The sequence below is a fragment of the Aurantimonas sp. E1-2-R+4 genome (assembly GCF_036549515.1).
Classification (GTDB): domain Bacteria; phylum Pseudomonadota; class Alphaproteobacteria; order Rhizobiales; family Rhizobiaceae; genus Aurantimonas; species Aurantimonas coralicida_A.
Map to the genome: position 1 here is coordinate 52,435 of NZ_JAZHLK010000021.1, position 22,087 is coordinate 74,521.

The window sequence follows — 22,087 nt, forward strand, 5'->3', positions numbered from 1 at the left end:
TTCGGCGCGTCACAACTCGCGCGCCACCTCCTCGAGCTGTTGGGCACATTGACCCCAGCCCTCGTGAAAACCCATCTCCTCGTGGGCCTTGCGGTCGGCGGCCGACCAGTGCCGAGCTGTGGCGGTGTAGCGCGTCTTCCCGTCCTCATCCTCGAAGGTAAGGGTGACCGTCATGAACGGCTTGTCGGATGGCACCCAAGCGCTGGTATAGGCATCGGTGAACACCAGACGCTCATTCTTTACGACCTCGAGATAGACGCCCGGATTGGGATAGTCCTTGCCCTCCGGGCTCCTCATTGTGACGAGGCTGGAGCCACCGGGCCGAACGTCGAGTTCGGCGCGCGGCGTCGTCCAGGGCTTCGGCGCAAACCATCGTGTCAAAAGCTCCGACTCGGTCCAGGCCCGGTACACCTTGTCGCGCGGAGCGTCGATCAGGCGGGTCAGAACCAGTTGGCGATCGTTGTTTCCGGCATTCTGGGTCATGTTTCGCTTCCTCCTTGTGGGTGTTTGAACAGCATTTCGAGATATCGCCGCAGATGGTCGAGGCTCTCGACCGCCACCTTCGGGCCGCCCGTCGCTTTGGCCAGGAGCAGCGCGCCCTGGACGACCACCTGGGTGTGCAACGCAAGACTCTCGGCGGTCCATTCCGCCGCGATGCCGCGCTCGCGCATCGCCTCGGCGATGTCGGCCTCCAGAACCTTGGCATGGCCGACGATGCTCGACTCGCAGGCGTCGCGGATCGCCGGATAGGTGGCGAAAGTCTCCTGCACCATGGTGCCGACCAGACAGGTGTATTCGGGCAACTCGCCCCGCAGGATCGCCTTGCGAAAATCCACATAGCCCAGCAGCCGGTCGAGCGGGTCGGACAGTTCGCGATACGGCGCGGCCTCGAAGAACGCGCCGGTCATCATCGACCAGTGGTCGGCGGCGGCGATCGCGAGGTCTTCCTTGGTCTTGAAGTGATGGAAAAAGGCGCCCTTGGTCACCCCCGCCGATCGGCAGATGTCGTCCACTGTCGTGGCCGAGTACCCCTTGCCACGAATGACCGCCAGCGAGGCCTCCAGAAGCTTGCCTCTCGCGCCGGTGGGGATGTCGGTTGATGCCATCAAATCTCTCCTTACCAATTTACATACCAACCAGTTGGTATGTTGTCGAGACGGTTTTTCGCTTTAGCGTTTTTTTCCAGTTTGACAGATAGCGAGCGGGGCCGCTCTCATACGAGGTGCGGTTGGCAAGGGCGCTGGCGGTGGTGGGCGGTTCCCTCTGTCAGACAGCAGCATGCAGGAGGCCGAGACGACGCGGGATGCGATCAGGCCTCCAGCGGCCGTTCCGATTGCTGCGTTCACTGAAATGAATTGGTCGCCGGCGGCCCGATGGCGCACTATCGCGGCGGGCGGTTATCGCCTCCGGCCAAGGGCAGTCTTTCGATGATCACCATTCACGGCATGCAGGACTCGGGCAATTGCTACAAGCCGCGGCTGCTGATGGCTTTGCTCGGGAAACCGTTTCACCATGTCGAGGTCGACTCCCTCGACGGCTCGACGCGGCGGCCGGCGTTTCTCGCTCTCAACCCCATTGCCAAGGTGCCGGTGCTGGAGTTGGAGGACGGGCGGACGCTGCCGGAATCCAACGCGATCCTGGCCTATCTTGGCGAGGGCAGCGCATTCGTCCCTGCCGACCCATTCGAGCGCGCAACAATGCTGTCCTGGATGTTCTTCGAGCAATACAGCCACGAACCCAACGTCGCCGTACGGCGCTCGCTGCTCGTCTATCCCAGCCGCAAGGCTCAGGCTACGCCCGAACGGTTGGCGGAGACGCTCGACGGCGGCAACAAGGCCCTCGCCGTCATGGAAACAGCACTGACGCGATCCAACTGGCTGGTCGGCGATGCGCCTACGCTCGCCGACATCGCGCTTTACGCCTATACCCATGTGGCCGACCAGGGCGGCTTCGACCTCGCCGCCTATCCCGGCATTCGCGCCTGGCTCAGCCGGATCGAGGCGCTGCCCGGCTACCAGCCGATGACCTGGCTGCCCGGGACCTGAATGGCGCGTCCCCGTCGCGCGCTCCGCCTCCCGTTCGCAGCGAAAGCCCGTCATGAAATTTCTGCTTCGCTTCGCCCTGATCCTCGTTGCCATACTCCTCCTGGGTATCGGTGGCTTCTTCCTGGCCGGCCCCGAGCGGGTCTGGGAACTGTTTGGCGCCCCGGCCGACCAGGGCGCCGTCGACTTCTCGGCGCTCATTCGCAGTCCGACCCCGAACGACGCCCTCGCCTGTTCGCCGGGCGCCTGCGACGGCGAGATCGACGCAGCGCTGCCCCTTTACGAGGACGCGCCGGCGGCACTGCTCGACCGCCTCGACGCCATCGTTCTTGTCGATCCGGACGTCGCGCGGGTCGATGACGGCGGTCGGCCGGACTACCGCCGCTATGTCGCGCGCACGCCCTTGCTGCGCTTTCCCGACACGATCGATGCGCAAGCCCTTCCGGGCGACGACGGCACCCGGTTGCGGCTCTATTCGCGCTCGCTGGTCGGCAAGAGCGATCTCGGCGCCAATGCCGAGCGGCTGAACGCCTGGGCGGGCTTTCTGCAATAAAATTGTGCACAATTTTCCAGAATTTGCCTACACTTGACAGCGATTTATGCCAGATGTTATCAGAATTGCGAACCGCTAGTCGTTATTTTTGGATTATTGCCGACAAATAGGAGTGCGCGGCTTGTCGAGACAATCCGATCTTGCCGCCGGGAGGATCGAGGAACTCATCATGAGCGGTGAGTTCGCTCTGGGCGCGCATATCAACGAATTCGCGTTGTCGGCGCGGTTGGGCGTCGGCCGGGCCGCCATTCGCGAGGCATGCCACGCCCTTGTCCGGGTGGGCCTCGTCAAGATCGTTCCCAACCAGGGGGCCTTCGTCAAAGACCTGTCCCTGCTGGAAATCACCCAGATCTTTGACATTCGCTCGAGTCTCGGCCGCCTGGCAGGGCGGCAGGCGGCCCTATTGATCGACGCCGAAGGTCTTTCCCGTCTGCGCGGACTGATCCAGGAAATGGACAAGGTCGCCCTCGATCGCGACTCCGAGCGCTATGTCGCGCTGAATCTCGATTTCCACGACGCCCTCTACAAGGTCAGTCGCAACGAGCGACTTGCCGAACTCGACCGCGCGCTCGGCAAGGAGCTGCGCATCTACCGTCGCCATGGGCTCGCCTTCGGTGGCGGCCTCGCCGTCTCCAATCAGGAGCATCGCGAGATCATGACAGCCATCGAGCAGGGGGACTGCGAGATGGCCGGCGTCCATCTCGAAAAACACATCCGCAGCGGCAAGGAGCGCTTCCTGAACGCCATGTCCGCGACAGGAAAGCTGGTGCTGCAGTCCGATACGCTCGCCGCCGACCCAGCCAAAACGAAGAAGAAAGCCTGATCACCGATGAAGATTACCAAAGTCGAATGTCTGACCGTCCACCCGGGTTGGCGCAAGAACCTGATTTTCGTGAGGGTCGAGACCGACGCGGGCATCGTCGGCTGGGGAGAAGCCTATAGTCAATACGACAGGGACCGCGCCATAGCGGCCCAAGTGGAAGAACTCGGCCGCTATGTGGTCGGTCGGGACCCGTTCCAGATCCGCCATATCTGTCAGGTCGCCTTCGACGATTACGCCCAACGTCGCGCCTCGCTGGAGTTCCACTGCGCCGTGTCGGGCATCGAACAGGCCCTCTGGGACATCGTCGGCAAGGCGACGGAGCAACCCGTCTACAACCTACTGGGCGGCAAGACCCGCGAGCGCATCCGCGTCTATGCCAATGGCTGGGGCTATAAGCTGCAAGAGGTAGCCGATTATGCTCGTGCAGCCGAAAAGGTGGTCGAAAGCGGCTTCACGGCGCTGAAGCTCGACCCGCTGCCTCGACCATGGCGCACCTTCATTCCGAGGCAGCACATTCGTCAATCGGTGAACATCATACGCGGGATCCGCGATGCGGTCGGTCCCGACGTGGACATTTTGCTCGACATTCATCGTCGGCTCGCGCCGATGCATGCCATCGAACTGGCCAATGCCCTCGCTGAATTCGAACCGTATTGGTTCGAGGAGCCTTGCCAATCGGAGAACATCCAGGCGCTCGCGGAAGTCCGGGCCAGTTCGCCAATCCCGACCGTGACCGGCGAAGCTCTCTACGGTCGGGCCGGCTTCCGGCCGGTACTTCGAGAGCGTGCCGTCGACATCATCAACCCCGATGTCGCCAATTGCGGCGGGATCTTGGAATTGATGTACATCGCGGCCGCCGCGGAAACGGAGATGATCGCCTGTTCGCCCCATAACTACAATTCGACGACGCTGGCGCTTTCGGCCACCGTGCATGCCTCGGCCTGCATGCCGAACTTCATTATCACCGAATATTTCATTCCGTTCGAGGAACTCGGCGCGAAGCTCTGTCGCAATCCGCTCAAGCCGGTTGACGGTTACATCACCCTTCCGGACGGGCCCGGCTTGGGTCTCGACGTCAATGAGGAGGCGGTTCGCTCGATGCCCGGCAAACCTTTCCCCAAGCGCGACCTGCCGCTGCCGGAGAACGAAGGGCCGCGCAACGCCGCAATGTCGAAGGCATTCTGAGGAGGAAAAAATGCAAGCTATGAAAACACTTATCGCTGCCGCGTCGCTGTCGATCATGGCGCTGGTCCAGGCGCCTGTCGCCCAGGCCCAAGCCTATCCCGAAAACGATATTCGCTTCGTCGTCTGGTCATCTGCGGGCTCACCGCTCGACACGATGATGCGTCAGCTCGGCCGTCAACTGAGCGAGGAGCTTGGCGTCGAAGTGCCGGTCGAAAATCGCAAAGGCGGCTCGGGCGCAGTCGCCATGTCTTACGTCATGACCCAGCCTGCCGACGGTTATACGGTGCTCTCGACGACGGCGAGCATGACGTTCACGATGGCCAAGGGCAAAATTCCGTTCACGCCAGACAACTTCACCGTGCTGCGTGCCTTGCAGGCAGAACCGTCGGCCGTCGCGGTGCGCGCCGACAGCGACCTGCGGGACATGAAGGACTTCGTCAAATACCTGCAGGAAAATCCCAACGGCCTGAGGATCGGCGGTTACGCGTCCGCCGGATTCCACCAGTTCGTCTTCTATCGCCTCCAGCAAGAAGCCGATTTCGAGGCGGCATGGGTACCTTTCGACGGCGGCAACGAAGCAGCCATTGCCTTGCTCGGCGGGCATATCGACGCCGCGGTTCTGACTCCGAGTTCGGCCAAGGCCCAACTTGCGAACGGCGACTTCCGGCTGCTCGGAATCTCCACCGAGAGCAGCGACCGGTATTTCCCCGACACTCCGACTTTCAAGGAACAGGGATATGACGTCGTGGAATCGATCTGGCGCGGTGTGATGGTGCGCGAAGGAACGCCTCAGGAAGCGATCGACCGGCTGATCGCGGCGATCGCGGCCGTCGAGGAAACCACGGCATGGCAGGAGTTCATGGAGAAGAACATGCAGTCCTCCCTCGAGCTCGATCAGGAGGAAATGCAGATACAGGTGCGCAAGGAGGTCGAATCCCGCCGCGCCTTCCTCGAGGAAAACGGATTCGCCAATTGAGCGATCCAGCCTATGAACAGCATGAGCGCCGCGGGCCGGCGCTCATGCGGTACGGGACAATCGGGACCGCACTGGTGCTGATCGTCGTGGCGATCACCATGATCGTCGTTGCGGGCAATTATCCGAAACCCACCACGTTGGGATCACCGGGACCGGCGCGGCTGCCGATCATCTTCGGAACCCTTCTCGTGATCCTCTCGGGGGGCCTGATCGCGCGCAGCTTCGTCGGCCCGCATGAGCCCGAACTGACGCTTCAGGGCATACCGCGTGCGCTGGCCCTGGCCGCGGGCACGGCGATCTGCATCTATCTCTGGAGCTTTCTGAATTTCCTGGTGCTTTTTATCCCGGCGACACTGCTCGGGGTGCGCCTGCTGGGCGCGGGCTGGACCGGAGCGATCATAGCGGCAATCGTCATTCCCGGCTCCGCCTACACACTCTTCGGGCTTCTGCTCAACGTTCCCTTCCCCTAACCCTCGGCCGGATCGAACATCATGCAGAATCTACTGCTCGGCATCGAGGCCGTCTTCACGTGGCAAGGGCTGTTGGCGATCTTCGTTGGCACCGCTCTCGGCATCGTCGTCGGAGCCCTGCCCGGTCTCGGCCCGTCTCTCGGTGTCGCGCTTCTTATTCCGGCAACGTTCAGCCTGTCGCCCTCCGTGGGCTTCAACCTCCTCGTTTCACTGTATATCGCCGCGGAATACGGAGGCTCGATATCCGCGATCCTCATCGGAACACCGGGTACGGCGGCGGCTACCGCCACCGTCGTGGACGGCTACCCGATGAACCGACAAGGCCGGGGCGCCTTGGCGCTACAGACCTCGCTTTCCGCCTCGACCTTCGGCGTCGTCGTCGGTGCAATCGCGCTGATCGTCTTTTCCCAGCCGCTCGTTGTCTTTGTGCTGCAATTCGGGCCCCCGGAATACTTCGCGTTGGGATTGTTCGGCCTGACCCTGATCGCGAGTTTGAGCGGGGATACCATTCTGAAGGGCTTGGCGGCGGGCATCATCGGTCTCTTGCTCGCCGTGGTCGGCGTCGACCCGATCTCCGGCGCACCGCGCTACACCGGATCCTTTTTCGAACTGTATGAGGGCATCCCCTTCCTGGCCGTGCTCATCGGGGTCTTCGCGCTGGCGGAAGCTTTCACGCTGGCGGAACGGGATGACACCCGCAAGGAAGCCCGCATCAGCGACTCCGGCGAGAAGCTTGGATTGCGCGGAGCGGCTTCGATGCTCCCGACATTCTTGCGCGGCTCGGCGATCGGTACCGTCATCGGCGCGATCCCGGGCGCCGGAGCCAACATCGCCGGTTGGCTCGCCTATGATCAGGAACGCCGTTGGTCCGATAAGCCGGAAACCTTCGGCAAGGGCCAGATCAAGGGGGTCGCGGCGCCGGAAGCAGCCAACAGCGCCTCGGTCGGCGGTGCGCTGATGCCCCTCCTCACCCTGGGTCTTCCCGGCAGTCCCACGACCGCCGTGCTGATCGGCGCGCTCATCATTCACGGGCTGCAACCCGGCCCGAGACTTTTCGCCGAGAATCCGGACGTGGTCTACGGCCTGTTCGTGGGAATGCTGGTCGCCTTCCCGATGCTGTTCGTGCTGGGGACGGCCGCCATGCCTCTCTGGCGCAAGGTCCTCGCCCTGCCGAATTCCGTCCTTGCCGTCGGCATCGTCATGCTCTCGCTGGTCGGCACATATGCCCTGCGCAACCTGATGTTCGACGTGTGGCTGGCGCTCCTCTTCGGGATCGGCGGCTACTTCTTGAAGAAGTTGCGATTCCCGATGGCACCGCTTGTTCTGGCAATGGTGCTTGGCGCCATTGTGGAATCGAACTATGCGCGCTCCCTGATCATGTCGCAGGGCTCACACGGAATTTTCTTCGAGCGGCCGCTCAGCATCGCCCTCATTCTGGTCGCGGCAGCGGCTCTCGTCTGGCCCCTCGTCTCGCTCGTGATGAGGCGATGGCGGGCAGCGGGCGCGGCGTAGGGCCTTACACCAACCAGGTACGTCGTCGCCCGATCGCCCGGCCCGGCCCTTGCGTCGCGCGGGTCGAGCCGCTAGCCCCAGCGCCAACCCAATTTCGCCGGTGCCGCCCTTGTCCCGCCTCAATGCCAACCTTCTCCTGCTGCTTGCCGGCGCCGTCTGGGGCATGGGCTTCGTCGCCCAGTCGACGGCGATGGACGATCTCGGCCCGTGGACCTTCACTGCGGCGAAATTCGCCCTCGCCACCCTGTCCGTCCTGCCCTTCGCCTTGCGCGAATCCGGCCGCGCCAAATCCCCGCTTCCCAGGGGAGCGCCCTCCGGCTTCGTCGCCATCGGCGTGATGCTGTTCCTTGCCGCGATCCTCCAGCAGATCGGCATCGTCACCACCTCGGTCACCAATGCCGGCTTCCTCACCGGGCTTTATGTCGTCTTCACGCCATTCCTCGCCCTCGTCATCTTGCGCCATCGCGCCCATTGGGTGGTCTGGCCTTCGGCGATCGCGGCTTTTGGCGGCATCGTGCTGCTTGGTGGCGGAAGCGTTTCGGCACTGAATTCCGGCGACATCCTGATGATCGTCTGCGCCGTGTTCTGGGCGCTGCAGATCCTTCTCGTCGGGATCTTCGCCGGCCCCAGCGGGCGCCCCTACACGCTGTCGGTGGTGCAGTTCGCCGTGACGACGGCGCTCGCGGCGCTCGGCGCTCTGATCCTCGAGGCGCCGTCCCTTGCCTCGCTCTTCGCCGCCTGGCCGGAGATCGTCTATGGCGGCGTGTTCGCATCGGGGTTGGCGTTCACGCTGCAGATCATCGGTCAGCGTTATACGACGGCGCCGCAGGCGGCGATCTTCCTCTCCTCCGAGGCGCTGTTCGCAGCGCTGTTCGGCGTAGTCCTTTTGGGCGAACGCATCGCCGCGCTCGGCCTTCTCGGCTGCGCGCTGATCTTTGCGGCGATGCTCGCGGTCGAGCTGGTGCCGATGTATCGTCGCCGTCCGGCCGGGCCGGCCGAACTCCCGACACCGCACGAGAACCGCTAATCAGCGCATGCCGCCACGGCCAAGCGCTCTATCCAGACTTGCTTGTCGGGTTCGCGAGACTGGTTTGCGTCAGCTCGGGCCGAAAAAACAGTGCCGCCTTGAGGCTCTCGCCGATCCGGTCGGCCTTGAGATGGAAGATCGCGGCGATCTCGGGCGGGAAGCGGCGGCTCGTCGTCGCGCGCCAGATTCCCAGCCAGCGGTCGAACATCCCCGGATCAATCTCGTCAAGATGTCTGCGATGGGCGGCGAAGGGATTGCCCTTGTAGGCGCCCGAGCCCCGCATCACCGACGACCAGAACGCCGTCAGGCGCTCCAGATGCGCAGGCCAATCGTCGATCGCCCGTTCGAAGATCGGACCGAGGACCGCGTCCTCGCGCACCAAACCGTAGAACTCGCCCAGCAATTCGCGAAGTTCGCTGTCGCTCACGGCGGGCTGCGTGTCGGACACCTGAAGCATCGATTCACCTGTCGCTCTGTCGGTCGCGTCCTAACACGCTGGACTAAACATGCAAATGGAATATATGTTTTAACGACCGGATCGAAGGCGAGCTGTCGCATGCCCCTCACCCGCTACACCGACTATGCGCTGCGCGTTCTGATCTACCATGCTGCGCGGCCGCATACGCTTTGCTCGATCGGCGAGATTTCCAGGGCTTGCGGCGTTTCCCATCTCACGAATGTGGTCCACGAAGTGGGCAACGCTGCTTGCGCTCCGCTGACCGCCAGCGTGGAGGCCTGACATGAACGATCTGATCACCCTTTCCGCGCCCGAGGACGTAGAGGTCGATGGCGCCCAGATCGCCCGTGCCTTCCATGTCCCGGTCCCGTTTTTCATAGCCGAGATGCGACGCGGCAATGTGCGTGGCACGGTCGAACGCGGTGTCGGAGAGGATGCCGGGCGGCACCGGCTGATCTTTCGTTATCGCGGACGGAAGCTCGTGATCCTCCGCCTGCCTGACGGACGCCTTGTCACCGAAGCACCGGACGACCCGACATCCGCGCCGGACACGCGCGGGTCGTAACGGGGCCCGTCGTGGCTGCGCGCTGATCTTCGCGGCGATGCTCGCGGTCGAACTTGTGCCGATGTATCGGCCCGCCCGGCCACCGGTGCGTGAGCCGGTCTGAGCCGACTGCCAAACCCGCCGGCTTCTGCTATGCCAAGCGGACGTGACGAAGGGGAGACGATGATGGACGAGACCGACGTGATGCCGCGGGGCGACCTCACTGTGCGCATTCCGGCGATGCCCGCCGACGCCAATGCCAATGGCGACATCTTCGGCGGCTGGGTGATGTCGCAGATGGATCTGGCCGCCGGCATCCGCGCCGCGGAGCGGGCCCGCGGCCGGGTCGCGACGATCGCCGTCAACGCGCTGACCTTCAAGCGACCGGTGAAGATCGGCGACACGCTCTGCGTCTATTCGTCGATCGAGAAGATCGGCCGCACCTCGATCACGCTTGGCATCGAAGCCTGGACCAAAGCCCGCGCCTCCAACGCGCGGACGAAGGTGACCGAAGGCACCTTCGTCATGGTGGCGATCGACGACAATGGTCGCCCGGTGGCGATCCCGGCGGAAACGCTGGCGGAGTGAAGCTTTTGTTCCGGCCGTCCGCCGCGCCGGTCTTGCCGCGACGGAGGAGCATGGCCGCCGTCCGAGCCGGCTATCTCAACCCTTCGGGAAGTCCGTCGCTTCGCCGGTCGCTCGCCATTCCTCGATCTCCGCCAGCCGCGCCTTCAGCCGCTGGGTGACCTGGTCGACGCCCCAGGCGCCGAGCACGAGATGGCGCGGGGGCGCGGCGTGATCGGTCAGCGCAATCATCGCCTCCGCCGCGCGCATTGGGTCGCCGGGCTGTCCGCCACTCCCCCCGCTCGTGCCCTGCATGCGCTTTCCCGCTGTATCGGCGTAGTCGGCGATCCGGTTCGGCGTCTGTTTAAGCGAGCGACCGGCCCAATCGGTGCGGAAGGGGCCGGGCTCGACGGCGATAACCTTGATGCCGAGCGGCGCCGCTTCGGCGGCCAGCGCGTCGGTGAAGCCTTCGACCGCGTGCTTGGTGGCGGCATAATATCCCGAACCCGGGAAGCCGATGAAGCCGGCGACCGACGAAATGTTGAGGATGTGACCGCCACGCTGTTCGCGCATACCCGGCAGTACGGCCCGCGTCAGTGCGAACAGGCCGAAGACATTGGCCTCGAACATGGCGCGGATCTCGTCATCGACGCCCTCCTCGATCGCGGCCTGGTAGCCGTAGCCGGCGTTATTGACGAGGACGTCGATCCGACCGAAGCGCTCCTTTGCGGCCGTCACCGCCGCGACGATTTCATCCGGCTTTGTCACGTCGAGAGACACGGCCAAAGCGCGATCCTCCGCGCCGTCCACAAGATCAGCGACACGCGCCTTGTCGCGCGAGGTGACGACAGCCCGCCAGCCGCGCTTGAGAACGGCTTCGGCGAGTTCGCGGCCGAAACCGGTCGAGCATCCCGAGATGAACCACACGGGCGTGGATTCTGTGGTCATGCTTTGCCTTCCAATATCGGGGAGAGCGCCGCATGCGACGCAGGGCGATGGGAGCCACAACATAAGGCAAGCTGACGAGCCGACAAGGCGAACACTCCGGTCACGGGAAAGAGTGCGGCTGACTCGGGGCAGCGCGAGGACCCACCTTGATGCCAGCGCCCGGGCGGGTATCTGCAGTCATCCCCGCCCCAATGTAGCCCACCTATGATCCAGACTCTCGTACGCGACTATGGCCACATCCATCTGGGGATCGGCCTTCTCGGCAATTTCCTGTTCGTGGTCGGCTCGGTGCTGTTCTTCAAGACATTCGAGGCCTGGTACACGGTGGCGGTCTGGATGTTCGTTCTCGGATCGACCGGCATGTTTCTCGGCTCGGTCGGGCAATTGCTCAAGACGCTCTACGAGGCCGAAGAACGCCGGCGGCGCTGACAACGACCCGGCGCCGTGGATTTTCGCCCGACCGCCCCCTACTTGCACACCCCACGTCGCCGGTTCTTGGCATCCAGATGCAGATGGTCGGCATGCGCGCGGTTGTACCCGGGTCCGAGGACGGTGCCGAAATAGCGGCAGCCCGACTGCCGCACGCTTTTCTGAAAGCCCTTCTGCCGGAACGAGAAGAACCCCTTCTTCTCCACGTCGAAGGTGCTGCCGTCGGCGAATTTGAAGCCGCGCACGTCGAGGGCGTTACCGCTGGCGTGCTCGCTGATCGTGCGTGAGCCGGCGATGCGCGAACAGCGATAGGACGAGGCGTTGAGCACCGCCGTCGGCCGGGTCCATAGCCGCCAGCGTGCGGCTGGCTTGACCTCGTCCTCGACCCATTTTGAAATGCGCGCCGCCGCGGGGCAGTTCAACGTGGCCGCCGGCTGCATCCGCACGCCCTTGGCAATCTCCAGCACCTTGACCGGATAGGAGATGCCGCAGCCCGCGCCCTTTCCGACAGGCGCGACGTCGACGAATTTTACGCCCATTTGTCGCAATGCCTTGCGACACATCGCCTCCGACCGCGGCAAAGCGGTGTAGCCGCTCGGCGCCTCCTGTTCGAGGCGACCGCGTCCTGGCACTGTGTCAGGGCGTCGCGCGGGTCGCGGTTGGCCGCCCAGCGAGGCCACAACGCCCCGATGCGGCACCAGTTGCGGCGACAGCGCCTCGCGGGACGCGGTCTCCGGCGGCGGGATCGCCCCCGGCGTCACGCGCTTGAGGCCTTGCCAGGGATCGTCGACGGAGTCGGCGGCGCCGAAGCGCGCGGGATCGGCGTCGACTTCGCTCGGCGCATCAAGCGGCGGCAGGGCGGCCGGATAGGTCGGGGCGGCAGGCGCCTGACGCGTGGCGGGCACGAAGGATGCGTCATCCGTTGAGGCACGAGCCCGGCTTCGTCCCAGCAGATCGTCGAGGAGCGCTTTGTCATCTGCGGGCGCTGCCGCCGGAGCCGTCGCCGGCGACATCGGTTGCTGTGGCTGGGAAATCGGAATGTCTTGTCGACCGACACTGCCCACGCTCGGCGTGTAGCCCTCACCAGCCGCCGGCAGGCGGCCGCCCCAGACCATCGCGCCGCTGCCGCTCTGGGCCAATGCCCCCGAAGAAAGGCTCGCCGCCGTGAAACAAACGGCGGCGAGCGCAACTCTGCGCCATCCGCTTTTACGCAATACCATGCGATGGCCTTTCGTCTTCCGCGAAACTCGAGCGGGACGAGGAAAACCTATCGGCGTTTGGTAAGCGAAGAATGAACGGGACGCCGAAAAGCGTCGCTGCCGACAGGCGCGACGCTCAGCCCGCAGACATCTCCGGCGCGGCATNCGAGCGGGACGAGGAAAACCTATCGGCGTTTGGTAAGCGAAGAATGAACGGGACGCCGAAAAGCGTCGCTGCCGACAGGCGCGACGCTCAGCCCGCAGACATCTCCGGCGCGGCATCTTCGGTGGGACGCGAAGCGGCGGCTTGGGCTGGCGGAGATGCGGCGCCGGTGAACAACAGCGCCGCGGCCAGCCAGCCAGCGGCCGCCTTGCGGGACGACCGCCGGGGGGCTACCGCCGCCGATTCCGCGACAGCGTCCCGGGACTCCGAATTCTCATGGGCAATGCGGAGTTGCCATATGGGCGCGCCGGAAACGATCCGGCCGGCCGGGAAACCGGCGGCATACTGCAAATCGATCAGGGGGAGCGAGAAATCGATCAGGGGGAGCGAGTCGTTCTTCATGACCCGAGATTCGCGCACCGGCTCTGAACCGAGCATGAACGGATGCGCCGCAGGAAGCGCAACACGCTCGATAGTACGACGGCGCGACCGAGCAAACCCGCCAGCCTGCGTCCCGCCCGGTCACACAGTCGGCGAGTGTCCGCCCTCGAAAATCGGCGGGCCGGCCGCGACTTTCGTGAAACTCGCGCGCCCGAGCCACCGCTAGCGTATCCTCGCAGAAGCGAGCGGCATTCGGCGACGAGGCAACGACGATCGGCTGATTCTTTCGGTTGACAGCTACGGAAGCTTGCGGTTGTATCAAGTTGATACACTTCCGTTGACGCAATAGCCCATCCTGTCTTTTGTCGAGCCATGAATGAAAAAATCAGTTGATATCCGTAGGCTTTGATTTAATACTTCCCTTGCGCAATATCAAAATATCGGGAGGCGTAAACAATGCGTATGTTTCTGATTTCCGTTGCCGCTGCGGTCAGCACGTTGGCGTTGTCAGCTGCCGCTGACGCGAAGACGTTCACGCGGAAGGTCGTTGAAAACAACGACAAGTGCTATTTGGTCGAGTATATTCCCTCGACCTACATATTCAACACCAAGGGCAAGAAAGTGAGCGGCGAAAGCCGTAGCTGGGTCGGAAACATCGCCGATGGTGCAGTGATCATCAAGCGACGCAATCCGGCCGTCTACATCCAGACTCGCAAATTGCTCGAGCAGGACCACTACACGCTCGTCGCGCAGGGTTGCTGACGCTTCGGAGAGGGAGCCCCTGGGCCTCCTCTCCCCCTTTCCTTTCGCGCGCATCGGTTGGAGATGAATGATGGCCATCGGGCTGCTGACTCTCATGGCGGGACTGGCGATACCCTTCGCATCCCCGGATATCGATGCCGCTCCGCTGCCCATAACCGCCGACCTGAGCATTGCCTTCGAGTTCGTAGAGAAGGCAACCGGCTACGATCTCAACGCCCTCATCCGCGACCGGCTGAGCGAGGAAGTCAGTACGGTCCCGCTCGACAGTTGCGCCACGATCGATATTGGCATCGGCGGTGAAACCCTCTTCGGCGAGCCGGTGGCATGCGATGATGAACGCTATGTTTTCGATCTGGTGGGTCGGCACGTCATCGTCAGCGGCGTCAAACGCGATCATCCGCTAAGGGATGTCGAGCCCGGATATGTCATCCTGAACGGCGTGCCGCTGCTCGTTGAAGATGAGGAGCGCGTCATCGATCCCGCCCCCTCGCCGACTTGGCAATTTCCCTGACCCCGAACCGAAGGCTTTCGTTTTCCCTCTTCAATCCGTTTAAGATCGGCAGGTGTGCGATGATGAGAACGCTACTCAATTCGGCGGGATCTTTGGAAAAACGGATTAAACCAACCTGCGGCAATAGCGGTGTCTCGCACGGGCGTTCCTATAGGACGGCACTGTTGTTGGCCGCCCTTGTCCCACTCCTCGCCGCATGCCAGCTCGACAGACCGGGCGCCCGGGCAGCTCGGACGTTGACGAACGAGCGTATAGCGGCGGCGCCGATGCGGTCGTCCACGCCCTTCGGCTACGCCGTACGAACCGCCTCGCCGCGACCGGCGACCATTCTCAGCCTGCACTTCGAGTTGGTGGAGCAGACGCAAGGCTACGACCTTAACGCGGTTGTCCTCGACCGCTCGACGGGCTCGCTGCACACTGCGAAGATTCGGCGCTGCAAAACCATCGACCTCGACTCCTTCGACGCCAGCAGCCGGAGCCTTTTCGCCACGCCGGTGCTCTGCGACGGCCGCTCCTATTCCTTCGATACACTCGGCGAGCGCGTCGCTGTCGTCGGTCCGCGCCGCAATTATATCCTGCGGGGCCTGCCAGCCGGCCATGTCGTGCTCAACGGTGTGCCGCTACTGATCGAACCGCGCGGACATCGCCATCCGGCCCCCGGCCTGCGGGACCGGTCGAGCCGACAGATTCCCTTCACCATCCAGTAATACCAACCTGCAGTGATAGGGACCTCTTACGGCGCCGAGCGGGCTTGTCCGGCCAGGAGCGCCGCATCGCGCGTCGCCCCGCTCCCTGCCATGCATCGGCGATCGTCCCGGTCGAATGGAATTTTATCACCGCAGGTTGGTAGTCAGTAGCCGCCTGGGGTTTTCCGACTACCGTCGTCGCATCCCGCATGACGATGAACAACCGGAGATCGGGGCGGGACCGCATTCGTAGCCGGCGCTCGTCCTCCGTCTCTCGCCGGCTCGACCTTTACCGACCCCAGTCATCTCTGCCTGATCGGTCGAACAGGGGCCGCCCCCCCGATCCGTTCAGGCCGGACACGCTTGCACGCGGCCCCTTGCCTCGTCTGCATTCGCCAAATGCACTTCGGATGGGGCTTCGCCTCCGCCATGACTTATTTAGCGTTAAAGCGGCGCATCGAATTGTCTTCTCTCGCGAATCTCAGTAGTAACCACCCGATCGAAAAAGCCTGATTCAATACGGGCTATCGTTTGAATATTTGCAATTCTTTTTCTCCTTTCGACGTTAGCTCTACGTAACATAAATTGGATTAATGCGATCTCAGAATGAGTTCCCCATGCTTTACCGCCCCGCTATTAGTCTTGTGCTTGTGCTGACACTGACAGGGTGCGCCGCCGTCCCAACGCGGTGCTACGTCACCCTCTCGGACGCGGGCCAGCCGAGCGCGGAGGCCTGCGAGAGCGGATCGCATCTGCGTGTCCGGCCAATCACCCCCGAGAACGCGGCCTACTACGCGCCACCCTACATCCTCGCGGCACTGGCGAACGAGGGCTATCTGTCCATGTCCACGACTGACTCGGGGGACGAGCTGCCGACTGTGATGCAGTCGGACGCCCCCGTCTTCTCCGTCGATGATCAAATTGTCTACGACCACACCGTCAGCGACCGCCTGCCGATCTTCTCGCTCGCCATCCCGGCTCTGTCGCTGTCGATCGAGCTCAGCCTGCCGCGCAACGAAGCCGCGTCGCAGGCACAATCCCGACCCACGAGTTGAGGCCCCGGCGTCTGAGGAGCTGAAGCATCGCCAGCCCGCCGGCTCGGTCGTTCCCGCTGCCGTGCATTCGCCGGCCGATCCATCGCGTCGCCCGCTTTCAACTCGCCGTCTTGGTCTCTATATGTTCCGCCATGGCTTCCCGACCCAAACCGACCCGCCCGCGTCCGCCCGCTAACACCGCTGACGAGCCGCCCTTCGATCCCAGCGCGCCGGCCCGGCGCGGACCGTTGCAGGATTTCGCCGACGCCGCCGAACCCACTCGGCCGGCCGGTTTCGAGGAAGCCCCGCAGGCGTCCTTCGACGGTGTGCCCGCCGGTCCGCTCTCGGGCTGGGCCGACGAGATCGCGCAAGCAGCCACCGTCGACGCCGAGCGCAAGGCGGACGCCGAGCCGAAGGGCAAGGTTACCAAGGCGAAGACCCCCAAGTCCGCCGGAGCGAAATCGGAAAAACCCCAAAAGACCTCCCGCGGCACCTCGATGGGCGCGACCCGCGATCCCAAGCAGCGCGCCGCCGCCGGCCTCAACCCCGTCGCCGGCCTCGACGTCTCGCTGGAGGATGCCGGCTCGCTGCCCGAGGGCGGCGTCACCGCCACCGTCGACGCGCTGACCAAGCTGATCTCCGAGGGCAACCCGCTGCTCAAGAACGGTGAGATCTGGGTGCCGCACCGCCCGGCCCGGCCGGACAAGTCCGAGGGCGGCGTGCCGTTCCGCATCGCCTCGGACTACGTCCCGAAAGGCGACCAGCCGACGGCGATCGCCGATCTCGTTTCCGGCATTTCCGATCACGACCAGACCCAGGTGCTGCTCGGCGTCACCGGCTCCGGCAAGACGTTTACCGTCGCCAACGTCATCGAGAAGACCCAGCGCCCGGCGCTCGTGCTCGCCCCCAACAAGACCCTGGCGGCGCAGCTCTACGGCGAGTTCAAGAACTTCTTCCCCGACAACGCCGTGGAGTATTTCGTCTCCTATTACGACTACTACCAGCCCGAGGCCTACGTGCCGCGCTCGGACACCTATATCGAGAAGGAATCCTCGATCAACGAGCAGATCGACCGGATGCGCCACGCCGCAACCCGCGCGCTGCTCGAGCGCGACGACGTCATCATCGTCGCCTCGGTCTCCTGCATCTACGGTATCGGCTCGGTCGAGACCTATACGGCGATGACCTTCCAGATGGCGATCGGCGACCGGCTCGACCAGCGCCAGCTTCTCGCCGACCTCGTCGCCCAGCAATACAAGCGCCGCGACATGGACTTTCAGCGCGGCAGCTTCCGGGTGCGCGGCGACACCATCGAGATCTTCCCCGCCCATCTGGAGGATCGCGCCTGGCGCATTTCGCTGTTCGGCGACGAGATCGAGACGATCCAGGAGTTCGACCCGCTCACCGGCCAGAAAACCGACGACCTGAAATCCGTCAAGATCTACGCCAACTCCCACTATGTGACGCCGCGCCCGACCCTGAATCAGGCCGTGAAATCGATCAAGCAGGAGTTGAAACACCGCCTGGTCGAGCTGGAAAAGGCCGGCCGCCTGCTGGAGGCCCAGCGGCTGGAACAGCGCACCCGCTTCGACATCGAAATGATCGAGGCCACCGGCTCCTGTCCCGGCATCGAGAACTATTCGCGCTATCTCACCGGCCGCCAGCCCGGCCACCCGCCGCCGACCCTGTTCGAATATCTGCCCGACAACGCCCTGGTCTTCATCGACGAATCCCACGTCACCGTGCCGCAGATCGGCGCCATGTATCGCGGCGACTTCCGCCGCAAGGCGACGCTGGCCGAATACGGTTTTCGCCTGCCCTCCTGCATGGACAATCGGCCGCTGCGCTTCGAGGAGTGGAACGCCATGCGGCCGCAGACCGTCGCGGTCTCCGCCACGCCCTCCTCCTGGGAGATGGAGGAGGCCGGCGGCGTCTTCGCCGAGCAGGTGATCCGCCCCACCGGGCTGATCGACCCGCCGGTGGAGATCCGCCCGGCCCGCTCCCAGGTCGACGACCTCATCGGCGAAATCCGCGAGGTGGTCGCCAAGGGCTACCGGGTGCTGTGCACCGTCCTCACCAAGCGCATGGCCGAGGACCTCACCGAATATCTGCACGAGCAGGGCATTCGCGTGCGCTACATGCACTCCGACATCGACACGCTGGAGCGCATCGAGATCATCCGCGACCTGCGCCTCGGCGCCTTCGACGTCCTGGTCGGCATCAATTTGCTGCGCGAGGGCCTCGACATTCCCGAATGCGGGCTGGTCGCCATTCTCGACGCCGACAAGGAGGGTTTCCTGCGCTCGGAAACCTCGCTGATCCAGACCATCGGCCGCGCCGCCCGCAATATCGACGGCAAGGTGATCCTCTATGCCGACCGGGTCACCGGCTCGATGGAGCGGGCGATGGCCGAGACCAGCCGCCGCCGCGAGAAGCAGGAGGCCTACAATACCGAGCACGGCATCACGCCGGAATCGGTAAAGGCGCATATCGCCGACATCCTCGATTCCTATTACGAAAAGGACCATGTCCGCGTCGATGTCGGTCCCGGCGCCAGGGAAGGCGCCCTCGTCGGCAACAACCTCAAATCCCATCTCCAGCATCTGGAAAAGCAGATGCGCGACGCCGCCGCCGATCTCGACTTCGAAACCGCCGCGCGGCTCCGGGACGAAATCAAGCGGCTGCAGGCCAAGGAACTGGAATTCGGACCCGATCTAGGCCGTGGCGGCCTGCCGGGCGACGGCGCTGACGCAGAAGCTGCTTCTCCCCGTCGGGGGTCCGCAGGACGCGGCGAGACCGGTGGCTCGTCCCCGGGCGGTCCCGGCAGGGGGATGAGGGGGCCCGAGCCCAGCGAGGCAGACGACACCCTCGCCGCCGCCGCCGCGATGGAGGAAGACTCGATCTCTCCCGTCACAGGCCGCTCCAAGCACGGCCGCAAGACCAAGCGCGACCGCGCCCCCGCCGGCGGGGAACGGTTTGGCCCGCGCGGCGAACCGCTCAAACCCCGTGGCGAAGGCTCGGCCCGACGCCCGGCACCGCTGGCCCGCCCGCCAAGACCGGATGCGGATGCTGGCGCCGACACCTCAGCTTCGTCATCCTCGGGCTTGACCCGAGGACCCATTCCTCAGACCGATAGGCCCCAAACCGGTCCAGACTCCGGGGGTTCCTACTTCCAGAAACCCTCGCTGGACGACATGGGCCCCGGCACCGACACGCCGACACCCGATCGGCCGGAGCGCCGAGGCGAAGGCTACTTTCGCAAGAACAGCCTCGACGAAATGACCGTCGGCCGCACCGAAAAGCCGCTGGGCAAGAGGCGTGGAGAGCCGGAGGCGCGACCGGGACAAGAGGAAACCCCGCCACCGAAGAAGCCCGACGACTCCCCTGCCCCGATCCGGCGCGAGCGTATCGGCCGCGGCTCCTACGAAGATCCCGCCGACGAAAAACGCCGCAAGCGCCGGCCCGGCAAGACCGGCCGGCCGGGGCAGTAGAAGGCACGTTACGCCTTACGGGATCGGGCTTGAGGCAGCGCGGCTTTCGCCTCAGGCGCCGAGTTGCCGCGCCCGCTTGTCTCCATCCTCCGTATGGCCGACGACGAGCTCGAAGCCATGCCGGCGGGCGATTGCATTGAGGATCGCTACCAATTGGCCGACATCGTCGGGCCGCAAGCACGGGAGCCTTACCCGGTCGCGCCGATCGTCCTTCAATATGACGAACAGTTCACTGGTCGGCGGTTCGTAGCGTCCGGCGATCATCGGTGGACGGTAGACCAACGCTCGCACCTCGGACCATTCGAAATAAATCCCGGACAGCCAGCCGCGTGCAGCCATCGCCGTCGGGCTTATTCCCACCGGCGTGTTGAAATCGGTGTATTTCCCAAGGGTTCGGACAAGCATCAAGCCCAGCGGAACCAGAACCGCAACATAAAGCACCGCCTTGAGATACGGCGTCAGTTCGCGTCCATCGACAACGGCGGCGATCAGGATCAGACCGACCATCGCAGCCGTAAAGCCGCCGATCTGACGAAAGGACAGAATGAACTTCGGCCACGGAATGACCGCCTCGTGACGCTCCAGATCGAACCACGCTTCCTTCGGCATGGACGAATTATGCCAGCCGATTCCATGTTGGTCGAGCCGGAGCGCGTTCGAGCATCCGATAGGTCGCAAGTGAAACCGCTCGCCAGCCACCCGCCCCGCAGGACGCGCCCGGCGAACCCCGCCGCCACCGCATTTGCTACGGCTCCCACGAGGGTAGGACCGGTCCGGCTCGCAGAGCCGGAGCCTACCAAAAAAGCCCCAAGCGCCGGCCGGGACGATAGGGAGCCGTCTTCCTTCGGCCGCGAAGGGCGGCCGGATCCGCCGCTGGGGAAAGGCGGTCGGCGCCGCGGGGGTCGCCGGAGAGGCGTTCACGCTCCCCACCTTGTCCTCCGTGGCCGCAGGCTGGGGATCCCTTCCTCCTTGCGAGGGCAGCAACAAGGAATCCTATACGCAACTTCATTCGAGTCCGTTGCAGCAATTCGGCTAGACGGGATAGCGGATTGCGTAATTCCTCTGGTTGCATTCTCGTTTCGATGCTATCCTGCAGAGACTTTAGACAACACCGCTTTATTCGCGGCCGAACCTATAAAATTGATATGCGTGATAAGAAGACAATCCCTTCGATCAGAGAGCTTCTTATTCGGGCCAACCTCGACGTCGAAAAAATTGTGTCGGCCTCATATATTTGGGATAATGCAACTCCACTAAGCGATGTAGAGTTTTACGTTACTGTCCTCGAAGATCGACGGTTTTACGGTCATTTTGGCTTAGATTTCCCATCCCTTGTTCGTGAAGTTCTCAAGTCGTTGGTTCGAGGGAAATCAGGGGGTGCGAGCACAATCGACATGCAATACGTTCGCACAATCACGGGAAATTACGATAGGACGCTCTCGAGGAAATTTTACGAGATGGCTCTTTCCGTAATACTTCGTTTCCACGTCGACAAGACAGCGCTCCTCCGGAGCTACCTTGCTCAAGCTTACTTTGGCAATCGGATTACCGGAGTGGACGCAGCCGCCGATGTCGTCTTCTCGAAAGCGGCGGCTGACCTGCATGGAGAAGAAGCCGCGTTTATAGCAGCAATGCTTGTATATCCACGCCCTAAGGAACCAAACAAGAATTGGTATGAAAGGGTTAGACGACGAGCTTTATACGGAATCCGTGTAGGTGCGCGGCTTGAAAAGCGATTTAAAAAGATAGATGTGCGTTAGTACGTCTCGATTAGCCCAGCTTATCCTAGGCCTCTGCTCCACAAAAGCTCGCTCATCACGGGCACGATATAGAAGCTGCGTCGACAGCTCTCTTGCCTCTATATTGATATCGTTCAGCGATTCACGCACTTCTTGAAGGTTCCTGAACCTCTCTTCGATAGGCTCTTCCCACTCTCGAATCGCTCGTAACTTGGCGTCTAATGAAGAGAATTCAGGGAGAAAGTATCGATCCATATCATAGCACACCTGAGGTGAGAAAGCTGTTTTCGTTTGAATCAATAGACCGGATATGTTCCTATTCCACCTACCCACGATTTCTCTATATTTTTCCCTTTCAGAATTCACCCGATCTACATCCAAGGATTCAAGGACCGTGGCGTAATTCCTAGATGCCACAACTCTCTCATCCACAAGAGAGAATATTTGCGCTATTAGTTTTATCTTTTGGTCGTACTGCTCCTTAGTGTCGGTCCACAAAGAAGTTGAATGATATGAATCGTTTGTGATTCCATGCTGTTGATTTGATTCGACGAGGGCATGGAAGCGATGTGGACGAAAGCAAACCGCGGG

The 22,087-nt window shown here is 63.2% G+C and carries 26 protein-coding genes; 18 read left to right on the forward strand and 8 right to left on the reverse strand.

The window, feature by feature from the left end:
* Positions 1-9: 9 nt before the first annotated feature.
* Together VQ045_RS11425 and VQ045_RS11430 are read right to left on the reverse strand one after the other, a co-directional pair.
* The gene (locus VQ045_RS11425; protein ID WP_331830193.1) at positions 10-483 is read right to left on the reverse strand and encodes an SRPBCC family protein; all 474 of its coding nucleotides are present in this window, start codon (positions 481-483) and stop codon (positions 10-12) included.
* Positions 480-1,106, reverse strand: a complete 627-nt coding sequence (locus VQ045_RS11430; RefSeq protein WP_327624470.1) for a TetR/AcrR family transcriptional regulator — start codon at positions 1,104-1,106, stop codon at positions 480-482. Before VQ045_RS11430 ends, VQ045_RS11425 begins: the two co-directional genes overlap by 4 nt.
* Before the next feature lie 321 nt (positions 1,107-1,427).
* Between VQ045_RS11430 and VQ045_RS11435 the strand changes: the two genes are divergently transcribed.
* The 8 genes from VQ045_RS11435 (at position 1,428) to VQ045_RS11470 (ending at position 8,588) form a co-directional block, all read left to right on the forward strand.
* Complete coding sequence (locus VQ045_RS11435; RefSeq protein WP_331830194.1) at positions 1,428-2,045, forward strand: glutathione S-transferase family protein; 618 nt, start codon at positions 1,428-1,430, stop codon at positions 2,043-2,045.
* A gap of 52 nt (positions 2,046-2,097) precedes the next feature.
* A complete protein-coding gene (locus VQ045_RS11440) occupies positions 2,098-2,595 on the forward strand; it encodes a DUF1499 domain-containing protein (RefSeq protein ID WP_327646798.1) in 498 nt (165 codons plus the stop codon).
* A 121-nt stretch (positions 2,596-2,716) separates the two neighbouring features.
* On the forward strand, positions 2,717-3,418 hold the full coding sequence (locus VQ045_RS11445) for a GntR family transcriptional regulator (protein ID WP_327624473.1): 702 nt from the start codon (positions 2,717-2,719) through the stop codon (positions 3,416-3,418).
* A gap of 6 nt (positions 3,419-3,424) precedes the next feature.
* Positions 3,425-4,603 (forward strand): mandelate racemase/muconate lactonizing enzyme family protein, encoded by a 1,179-nt coding sequence (locus tag VQ045_RS11450; RefSeq protein WP_327624474.1) that lies wholly within the window; start codon positions 3,425-3,427, stop codon positions 4,601-4,603.
* A 10-nt stretch (positions 4,604-4,613) separates the two neighbouring features.
* The gene (locus VQ045_RS11455) at positions 4,614-5,579 is read left to right on the forward strand and encodes a Bug family tripartite tricarboxylate transporter substrate binding protein (protein WP_331830195.1); all 966 of its coding nucleotides are present in this window, start codon (positions 4,614-4,616) and stop codon (positions 5,577-5,579) included.
* A complete protein-coding gene (locus VQ045_RS11460; protein ID WP_331830196.1) occupies positions 5,576-6,049 on the forward strand; it encodes a tripartite tricarboxylate transporter TctB family protein in 474 nt (157 codons plus the stop codon). The genes VQ045_RS11455 and VQ045_RS11460 overlap by 4 nt, the downstream gene beginning before the upstream one ends.
* A 21-nt stretch (positions 6,050-6,070) precedes the next feature.
* Positions 6,071-7,561 carry a tripartite tricarboxylate transporter permease gene (locus VQ045_RS11465; protein WP_331830197.1) on the forward strand — a complete coding sequence of 497 codons (1,491 nt, stop codon included), beginning with the start codon at positions 6,071-6,073 and terminating at the stop codon, positions 7,559-7,561.
* Positions 7,562-7,670: 109 nt separating this feature from the next.
* The gene (locus tag VQ045_RS11470) at positions 7,671-8,588 is read left to right on the forward strand and encodes a DMT family transporter (protein ID WP_331830198.1); all 918 of its coding nucleotides are present in this window, start codon (positions 7,671-7,673) and stop codon (positions 8,586-8,588) included.
* 28 nt (positions 8,589-8,616) lie between these two features.
* Here the strand turns inward: VQ045_RS11470 and VQ045_RS11475 are convergent, their stop codons facing one another.
* Positions 8,617-9,045 carry a group III truncated hemoglobin gene (locus VQ045_RS11475; RefSeq protein ID WP_331830199.1) on the reverse strand — a complete coding sequence of 143 codons (429 nt, stop codon included), beginning with the start codon at positions 9,043-9,045 and terminating at the stop codon, positions 8,617-8,619.
* A gap of 99 nt (positions 9,046-9,144) precedes the next feature.
* Between VQ045_RS11475 and VQ045_RS11480 the strand changes: the two genes are divergently transcribed.
* From VQ045_RS11480 to VQ045_RS11490, 3 genes are all read left to right on the forward strand, one after another.
* Positions 9,145-9,327 carry a hypothetical protein gene (locus VQ045_RS11480; RefSeq protein ID WP_327624480.1) on the forward strand — a complete coding sequence of 61 codons (183 nt, stop codon included), beginning with the start codon at positions 9,145-9,147 and terminating at the stop codon, positions 9,325-9,327.
* Position 9,328: 1 nt separating this feature from the next.
* Positions 9,329-9,610 (forward strand): DUF6522 family protein, encoded by a 282-nt coding sequence (locus VQ045_RS11485; protein WP_327624481.1) that lies wholly within the window; start codon positions 9,329-9,331, stop codon positions 9,608-9,610.
* A gap of 162 nt (positions 9,611-9,772) precedes the next feature.
* Positions 9,773-10,177, forward strand: a complete 405-nt coding sequence (locus VQ045_RS11490; RefSeq protein ID WP_442879855.1) for an acyl-CoA thioesterase — start codon at positions 9,773-9,775, stop codon at positions 10,175-10,177.
* Positions 10,178-10,252: 75 nt separating this feature from the next.
* On the opposite strand, the gene VQ045_RS11495 is transcribed toward VQ045_RS11490, so the two are convergent.
* Positions 10,253-11,101 (reverse strand): oxidoreductase, encoded by an 849-nt coding sequence (locus VQ045_RS11495; protein WP_331830201.1) that lies wholly within the window; start codon positions 11,099-11,101, stop codon positions 10,253-10,255.
* 204 nt (positions 11,102-11,305) lie between these two features.
* Here VQ045_RS11495 and VQ045_RS11500 point away from each other — a divergent pair, with 204 nt between their 5' ends.
* Positions 11,306-11,530: a YrhK family protein gene (locus tag VQ045_RS11500; RefSeq protein WP_327624484.1), complete on the forward strand. Its 225-nt coding sequence runs from the start codon at positions 11,306-11,308 to the stop codon at positions 11,528-11,530.
* A 38-nt stretch (positions 11,531-11,568) separates the two neighbouring features.
* Here the strand turns inward: VQ045_RS11500 and VQ045_RS11505 are convergent, their stop codons facing one another.
* Together VQ045_RS11505 and VQ045_RS11510 are read right to left on the reverse strand one after the other, a co-directional pair.
* Complete coding sequence (locus tag VQ045_RS11505) at positions 11,569-12,750, reverse strand: extensin-like domain-containing protein (RefSeq protein WP_331830202.1); 1,182 nt, start codon at positions 12,748-12,750, stop codon at positions 11,569-11,571.
* 232 nt (positions 12,751-12,982) lie between these two features.
* On the reverse strand, positions 12,983-13,294 hold the full coding sequence (locus VQ045_RS11510) for a hypothetical protein (protein ID WP_327624486.1): 312 nt from the start codon (positions 13,292-13,294) through the stop codon (positions 12,983-12,985).
* A 435-nt stretch (positions 13,295-13,729) separates the two neighbouring features.
* Here VQ045_RS11510 and VQ045_RS11515 point away from each other — a divergent pair, with 435 nt between their 5' ends.
* From VQ045_RS11515 to uvrB, 5 genes are all read left to right on the forward strand, one after another.
* Positions 13,730-14,035: a hypothetical protein gene (locus VQ045_RS11515; protein WP_331830203.1), complete on the forward strand. Its 306-nt coding sequence runs from the start codon at positions 13,730-13,732 to the stop codon at positions 14,033-14,035.
* 70 nt (positions 14,036-14,105) lie between these two features.
* Positions 14,106-14,546 (forward strand): hypothetical protein, encoded by a 441-nt coding sequence (locus VQ045_RS11520; RefSeq protein ID WP_327646785.1) that lies wholly within the window; start codon positions 14,106-14,108, stop codon positions 14,544-14,546.
* A 266-nt stretch (positions 14,547-14,812) separates the two neighbouring features.
* On the forward strand, positions 14,813-15,253 hold the full coding sequence (locus VQ045_RS11525; RefSeq protein ID WP_327624489.1) for a hypothetical protein: 441 nt from the start codon (positions 14,813-14,815) through the stop codon (positions 15,251-15,253).
* A 596-nt stretch (positions 15,254-15,849) separates the two neighbouring features.
* Complete coding sequence (locus VQ045_RS11530; RefSeq protein ID WP_331830204.1) at positions 15,850-16,287, forward strand: hypothetical protein; 438 nt, start codon at positions 15,850-15,852, stop codon at positions 16,285-16,287.
* Between the two features lie 131 nt (positions 16,288-16,418).
* Positions 16,419-19,757, forward strand: a complete 3,339-nt coding sequence (gene uvrB / locus VQ045_RS11535; RefSeq protein ID WP_331830205.1) for an excinuclease ABC subunit UvrB — start codon at positions 16,419-16,421, stop codon at positions 19,755-19,757.
* A gap of 51 nt (positions 19,758-19,808) precedes the next feature.
* On the opposite strand, the gene VQ045_RS11540 is transcribed toward uvrB, so the two are convergent.
* Positions 19,809-20,366: a hypothetical protein gene (locus tag VQ045_RS11540; protein ID WP_331830206.1), complete on the reverse strand. Its 558-nt coding sequence runs from the start codon at positions 20,364-20,366 to the stop codon at positions 19,809-19,811.
* Between the two features lie 536 nt (positions 20,367-20,902).
* Here VQ045_RS11540 and VQ045_RS22005 point away from each other — a divergent pair.
* Positions 20,903-21,517, forward strand: coding sequence for a biosynthetic peptidoglycan transglycosylase (locus VQ045_RS22005; protein WP_442879856.1), 615 nt, complete (start codon positions 20,903-20,905; stop codon positions 21,515-21,517).
* On the opposite strand, the gene VQ045_RS11545 is transcribed toward VQ045_RS22005, so the two are convergent.
* On the reverse strand, positions 21,455-22,087 hold a 633-nt coding region (locus VQ045_RS11545; RefSeq protein WP_331830207.1), incomplete at its 5' end, for a hypothetical protein. The genes VQ045_RS22005 and VQ045_RS11545 overlap by 63 nt on opposite strands.

Coding starts and splice junctions, on each gene's coding strand:
- VQ045_RS11520 (WP_327646785.1), top strand. CDS start 14,106: ATGGCCATCGGGCTGCTGACTCTCATGGCGGGACTGGCGATACCCTTC.
- VQ045_RS11490 (WP_442879855.1), top strand. CDS start 9,773: ATGATGGACGAGACCGACGTGATGCCGCGGGGCGACCTCACTGTGCGC.
- VQ045_RS11430 (WP_327624470.1), bottom strand. CDS start 1,106: ATGGCATCAACCGACATCCCCACCGGCGCGAGAGGCAAGCTTCTGGAG.
- VQ045_RS11500 (WP_327624484.1), top strand. CDS start 11,306: ATGATCCAGACTCTCGTACGCGACTATGGCCACATCCATCTGGGGATC.
- VQ045_RS11525 (WP_327624489.1), top strand. CDS start 14,813: ATGCGGTCGTCCACGCCCTTCGGCTACGCCGTACGAACCGCCTCGCCG.
- VQ045_RS22005 (WP_442879856.1), top strand. CDS start 20,903: ATGCGTGATAAGAAGACAATCCCTTCGATCAGAGAGCTTCTTATTCGG.
- VQ045_RS11530 (WP_331830204.1), top strand. CDS start 15,850: ATGCTTTACCGCCCCGCTATTAGTCTTGTGCTTGTGCTGACACTGACA.
- uvrB (WP_331830205.1), top strand. CDS start 16,419: ATGGCTTCCCGACCCAAACCGACCCGCCCGCGTCCGCCCGCTAACACC.
- VQ045_RS11465 (WP_331830197.1), top strand. CDS start 6,071: ATGCAGAATCTACTGCTCGGCATCGAGGCCGTCTTCACGTGGCAAGGG.
- VQ045_RS11510 (WP_327624486.1), bottom strand. CDS start 13,294: ATGAAGAACGACTCGCTCCCCCTGATCGATTTCTCGCTCCCCCTGATC.
- VQ045_RS11495 (WP_331830201.1), bottom strand. CDS start 11,101: ATGACCACAGAATCCACGCCCGTGTGGTTCATCTCGGGATGCTCGACC.
- VQ045_RS11435 (WP_331830194.1), top strand. CDS start 1,428: ATGATCACCATTCACGGCATGCAGGACTCGGGCAATTGCTACAAGCCG.
- VQ045_RS11485 (WP_327624481.1), top strand. CDS start 9,329: ATGAACGATCTGATCACCCTTTCCGCGCCCGAGGACGTAGAGGTCGAT.
- VQ045_RS11505 (WP_331830202.1), bottom strand. CDS start 12,750: ATGGTATTGCGTAAAAGCGGATGGCGCAGAGTTGCGCTCGCCGCCGTT.
- VQ045_RS11425 (WP_331830193.1), bottom strand. CDS start 483: ATGACCCAGAATGCCGGAAACAACGATCGCCAACTGGTTCTGACCCGC.
- VQ045_RS11450 (WP_327624474.1), top strand. CDS start 3,425: ATGAAGATTACCAAAGTCGAATGTCTGACCGTCCACCCGGGTTGGCGC.
- VQ045_RS11480 (WP_327624480.1), top strand. CDS start 9,145: ATGCCCCTCACCCGCTACACCGACTATGCGCTGCGCGTTCTGATCTAC.
- VQ045_RS11440 (WP_327646798.1), top strand. CDS start 2,098: ATGAAATTTCTGCTTCGCTTCGCCCTGATCCTCGTTGCCATACTCCTC.
- VQ045_RS11455 (WP_331830195.1), top strand. CDS start 4,614: ATGCAAGCTATGAAAACACTTATCGCTGCCGCGTCGCTGTCGATCATG.
- VQ045_RS11475 (WP_331830199.1), bottom strand. CDS start 9,045: ATGCTTCAGGTGTCCGACACGCAGCCCGCCGTGAGCGACAGCGAACTT.
- VQ045_RS11515 (WP_331830203.1), top strand. CDS start 13,730: ATGCGTATGTTTCTGATTTCCGTTGCCGCTGCGGTCAGCACGTTGGCG.
- VQ045_RS11540 (WP_331830206.1), bottom strand. CDS start 20,366: ATGCCGAAGGAAGCGTGGTTCGATCTGGAGCGTCACGAGGCGGTCATT.